General features: G+C 68.8%; 4 protein-coding genes and 2 pseudogenes. 5 read left to right on the top strand and 1 reads right to left on the bottom strand.

Annotated features, from left to right (window positions below; translation table 11 throughout):
• Nucleotides 1-651: pseudogene (locus tag AC2W7C_RS13445) on the bottom strand (ATP-dependent DNA helicase RecG); the annotation flags it as partial.
• Between the two features lie 120 nt (nt 652-771).
• Between AC2W7C_RS13445 and AC2W7C_RS13440 the strand changes: the two are divergent.
• The 5 genes and pseudogenes from AC2W7C_RS13440 to AC2W7C_RS13420 form a co-directional block, all read left to right on the top strand.
• A complete protein-coding gene (locus tag AC2W7C_RS13440) occupies nt 772-1,089 on the top strand; it encodes an FAD assembly factor SdhE (protein ID WP_486001888.1) in 318 nt (105 codons plus the stop codon).
• Nucleotides 1,089-2,123 carry a hypothetical protein gene (locus AC2W7C_RS13435; RefSeq protein ID WP_486001887.1) on the top strand — a complete coding sequence of 345 codons (1,035 nt, stop codon included), beginning with the start codon at nt 1,089-1,091 and terminating at the stop codon, nt 2,121-2,123. The genes AC2W7C_RS13440 and AC2W7C_RS13435 overlap by 1 nt, the downstream gene beginning before the upstream one ends.
• A complete protein-coding gene (locus AC2W7C_RS13430; RefSeq protein WP_486001886.1) occupies nt 2,111-2,533 on the top strand; it encodes a hypothetical protein in 423 nt (140 codons plus the stop codon). The genes AC2W7C_RS13435 and AC2W7C_RS13430 overlap by 13 nt, the downstream gene beginning before the upstream one ends.
• A gap of 14 nt (nt 2,534-2,547) precedes the next feature.
• Nucleotides 2,548-4,545, top strand: coding sequence for a transcription-repair coupling factor (gene mfd, locus AC2W7C_RS13425; RefSeq protein WP_486001885.1), 1,998 nt, complete (start codon nt 2,548-2,550; stop codon nt 4,543-4,545).
• Nucleotides 4,542-4,814: pseudogene (locus AC2W7C_RS13420) on the top strand (hypothetical protein); the annotation flags it as partial. The gene mfd and the pseudogene AC2W7C_RS13420, both read left to right, overlap by 4 nt.

The following is a 4,814-nucleotide window of genomic DNA, read 5'->3' as shown; positions in this document are numbered from 1 at the left end:
GTCGGGGGGACAGGTCGGCGTCGCCCCGCCGGGGGCGTGCAGCCGAGCCAGCGCCGCGCGCCAGCTGGGAAAACGCCGTCGCTCGAGCCAGGCGGGGTCCTGCCATTCCGGCAGTTCGGGCGCGTGCTCCAGGGCGCCCTGGACGAATTTGCGGATCTGGCGTGAGGTCAGGCCCTGGGTCGCCGGATACACAGGCTCGACGGCGGCGATCTCGCCCGCCTGCTCCAGCGTCAGGATTTCCGGATGGACGATCTGGACCTCGTTGTTGAAGCGCTCGACCTTGCCGATCGCCAACCGGGTCTGGCCCTTGGGCAGAAGGCGTTCGATGTGCTGGGCCGAGCCGCCGAACCAGATCAGGTGGACGAAGCCGGTGTCGTCCGAGGCGCGCACCTTGATCGGCGCGCCCGGCTTGCCAGGCAGGAACAGCCGATCGACCGTCACCTGAAAGATGCCGACTTGCCCCTCGACCGCCTGGGCCGCCGTCATGGCCTGGCGCACGATCAAACCGGATGGCGACAGGAACAGCAGGTCGCGCACCAGCGGGCCGGCCAGCTTCTGCACGAGCGGCAGCACCTTGGGCCCCACGCCCTTCAGGCTGGAGACCTCGGCGAACAGGGGAAAGAGAATCTGCGGCCGCATCGCGCGCAGCATAGCTGGCGAAGACGGCTCTGGAACGCTATCTGAGCGCTCACATTCCATGAGCGTGTCCCTGTTCGCCGCGCGTCGGCGGCGTCGTGCTCATCCTCATCTTCTCGCCGGGCAAGGATCCTTGTGGCCGATACGAACGCGCGTCCGAATGAAACTCGAGAAGCCCGGCTGGGCCGGATCGCCTTCCGGGCCTGGCGGCGCGGATTCCGCGAAGCCGACCTGGTGCTGGGGCCGTTCGCCGAACAGGTCGGGCCGTCGCTGACCGACGCCGAGCTGGATGCATTAGAAATTCTGCTCATGCGCGACGACGACCACGAACTCTATGCCTGGATCATCGGCACGGCCCAGACGCCGGCCGAGTTCGAGACGCCGGTGATGGCGCGCATCCGGACCTTCATAACCGAGCATGTGGCGATCGCCGTGGCGCGGGGGGCGGGGTGATGGACGCCTCTCTCCCGAAGCGGAACGACCAGGAACTGGGCGGCGCGCCCGAAGGCCTGGACGCCCTAACGGTCGCGGAACGCCTGAAGGCCGAGGGCGGTGTCGGCCTGTTCGTGGCGCGCGATTTCGCTCGCATGGGCGAGTTTGTTCAAGCCTTCCGTTTTTTCGCGGACGATATTGAGATTGTAGAATTCCCTGCCTGGGACTGTCTGCCGTACGACCGGTTGAGCCCGACGTCGGCGGTGTCGGCGGAACGGATGGCGGCGCTGACCCGGCTGGCCAGCCGAGCGCCCGACGACCGCAAGCCGCTGCTGGCGGCGACCACTATCGGAGCGGCGATCCAGCGGACTCCGCCCAGAGAAGTCACGACCGGGGCGGGCTTCGAGGCCAGGACCGGGCTCGATCTCGATACCGCGGCGCTGGAGCGCTACTTCGCGGCCAACGGCTACATGCGGGCCTCGACGGTGTCGGAGCGCGGCGAGTTCGCCGTGCGCGGCGGCGTGATCGACGTCTTCCCGCCAGGCTTCGAGGAGCCGATCCGGCTGGACATGTTCGGCTCGGAGCTGGAATCGATCCGCACCTTCGATCCGGCGACCCAGCGCTCGACCGGTCAGATGCGAGCGGTCGCGCTGGCGCCGGTGTCCGAGGCGTTGCTGGACCCGGCGAGCATCTCGCGCTTCCGCACGGGCTACCTGAACCTGTTCGGCGCGCCGGGCGATGACCCTCTGTACGCGGCGGTGAGCGAAGGCGCGCGGCGGCAGGGCATGGAGCACTGGCTGCCATTGCTCTACGAGAGGCTGGAAACCCTCTTCGACTATCTGCCGGACGAGGCCCGGGGTGTTCCTGGACAATCGAGTACGAGGGCGGCGCGCGGCGAGCGCTGGGAACCTGACGTCGGACGCCTAGTCAAGGCCCGGCGCGACGCGGCCCAGGGCAAGGGGCGCGCGGCCGAACCGGGCGCTGCCGCCCGACCGGCTGTACCTGACCGAGGCGACTGGAACACTGCGCTCGCGGGCGCGCCGTGCGTCGCCTGACGCCCTTCCAAGGCGCGGGCGAAGACGCCGGCGGGCGGCTGGGCCGCAGCTTCGCGGCGGAACGCGCCCAAGACAGCGTCAACCTGTTCGAGGCCGTGGCGCGGCACGCCGAGACGCTGAAGGCGGGCGGCAAGCGCGTGCTGTTCGCCTCTTGGAGCGAGGGCTCGTCTGAACGCCTGGCCTCGATGCTCTCCGACCACGGGCTGGAGCATGTGGTGGCGGTGCGGAACTGGGCGGACGTCCAGGCCGCGCCCGATGGAATCTACCTGCGCGGCGTGCTGCCGGTGGAGCACGGGTTCGAGACCGACCGCCTGGCGGTGATCTCGGAAACGGACATCTTGGGCGATCGGCTGGCCCGGCCGCGCAAGAAACGGAGGGCGTCCAACTTCCTGGCCGAGGCTCGGCGCTGACGACCGGCGACCTGGTGGTCCACCTGGACCACGGCATCGGCCGCTATGAAGGACTGAAGACCCTGGAGATCCAGGACGCGCCGCACGACTGCCTGGAGCTGATGTACGCCGGCGAGAGCAAGCTCTACCTGCCGGTCGAGAACATCGACCTGCTGACCCGCTACGGCACGGACGCCGACGGCGTGCAGTTGGACCGGCTGGGCGGCGCCGGCTGGCAGGCGCGCAAGGCGAAAGCGAAGGCCCGTCTGCGCGACATGGCCGAGGGGCTGATCGCCCTGGCGGCGAAGCGGTCCCTGCGCACCTCGGAGGCGATCACCCCGCCGCAGGGCATGTTCGACGAGTTCTGCGCCCGCTTCCCCTACGAGGAGACCGACGACCAGCTGAACGCCATCGGCGACGTGCTGGAGGATCTGGGCAAGGGCGCGCCGATGGATCGCCTGATCTGCGGCGACGTCGGCTTCGGCAAGACCGAGGTGGCGCTGCGCGCCGCCTTCGTGGTGGCCATGAGCGGCCAGCAGGTGGCGGTCGTCTGCCCCACGACGCTACTGGCGCGCCAGCATTTCAAGACCTTCTCCGAACGGTTCGCCGGCTGGCCGATCAAGGTGCGCCACCTGTCGCGGATGGTCACGGCGAAGGACGCCGCCGAGACGCGCGCGGGTCTGAAGGACGGCTCGTTCGAGATCGTGGTCGGCACCCATGCGGTGCTCAGCGAACAGGTCGGCTTCAAGGACCTGGGCCTGGTGATCGTCGACGAGGAGCAGCACTTCGGCGTCAAGCACAAGGAGAAGCTGAAGTCCCTGCGCGCCGACGTGCACCTGCTGACCCTGACCGCGACGCCGATCCCGCGCACCCTGCAGATGGCCCTGTCGGGCATCCGCGAGATGTCGATCATCGCCACCCCGCCGGTCGATCGCTTGGCCGTGCGGACCTATGTGACGCCGTGGGACGCGGTGCTGATCCGCGAGGCGCTGCTGCGCGAGAAGTATCGCGGCGGTCAGGCCTACTATGTGGTGCCGCGCCTGAGCGACCTGCCGGACATCGAGCAATTCCTGCGCGAGCAGGTTCCCGAGATCAAGTTCGTGGTCGGCCACGGCCAGATGTCGCCGACCCAGTTGGAAGACGTCATGAGCGCCTTCTACGACGGCAGCTACGACCTGCTGCTGTCGACGACCATCGTTGAGTCCGGACTTGATGTTCCGACGGCCAACACCTTGATCGTGCACAAGGCCGACATGTTCGGCCTGGCCCAGTTGCACCAGATCCGGGGCCGTATCGGCCGGGCCAAGGCGCGGGCCTTCGCCTATCTGACCACCGATCCGGTCCGGCCGCTGAGTCTGTCGGCCGAGCGGCGGCTGCAGGTGCTGCAGTCCCTGGACAACCTGGGCGCCGGCTTCCAGCTGGCCAGCCACGACCTGGACCAGCGTGGCGGCGGCAATCTGCTGGGCGACGAGCAGTCGGGCCATATCCGCGAGGTCGGTGTGGAGCTCTACCAGCAGATGCTGGAGGACGCGGTCGCCGAGCTGCGTCAAGCGGGCGAGGGCGCAACCGTCGACCGCGGCTGGTCGCCGGCGATCAATGTCGGCGCTGCCGTTTTGATTCCAGAGGATTACGTCCCGGACCTCAATGTGCGTCTTAGCCTTTATCGCCGCCTGTCGGACGCCGAGAACAGCGAGAGCCGCGAAGCCCTGGCCGCCGAGCTCATCGACCGGTTCGGCCCGCTGCCGGACGAGGCCAAGCAACTGCTGCGCATCGTCGGGATCAAGGCCAACTGCAAGACGGCCCATATCGAGCGGATCGACATCGGGCCCAAGGGCGCGGTGCTGACCCTGCGCGACAACACCTTCCCCAACCCGATGGGGCTGGTCGGCCTGATCCAGAAGAACCATGTTTTCTGGAAGATCCGGCCGGACCAGAAGATCGTGGTCAAGGGCGATTGGGACACACCTGAGGACCGGCTGAAGGTGGCCGAGCGCATCACCGCCGACCTGGCCCGCGTGGCGGGGGCGGCGTGAGCCTGACCGTCCGCCAAGCGACGGAAGCCGACTGGCCGGCGATCTGGGCGATCATCGAGCCGGTGGTCCGGGCCGGCGAGACCTACACCTACCCGCGCGACCTGGACGAGGCCGGCGCACGACGGCTGTGGCTGCAACCGGCGCCGGCGCGACCTTGGTCGCGACGGATGAGACCGGCCGGGTGCTGGGCACGGCCAAGGTCGGTCCGAACCAGCTGGGACCGGGCGCCCATGTGCGAGCGCCAGCTTCATGGTCGCGGCCGAGGCGCG

It is taken from the genome of Brevundimonas sp. CURTG3B2_SDJG (assembly GCF_057364705.1).
Note: the sequence above shows the minus strand (reverse complement) of the source record. Positions and strands in the feature narration are given on the sequence as shown.

Bases quoted from the DNA above. Each gene is read 5' to 3' on its own strand.
- AC2W7C_RS13435 (WP_486001887.1), top strand. From the start codon at position 1,089: ATGGACGCCTCTCTCCCGAAGCGGAACGACCAGGAACTGGGCGGCGCG.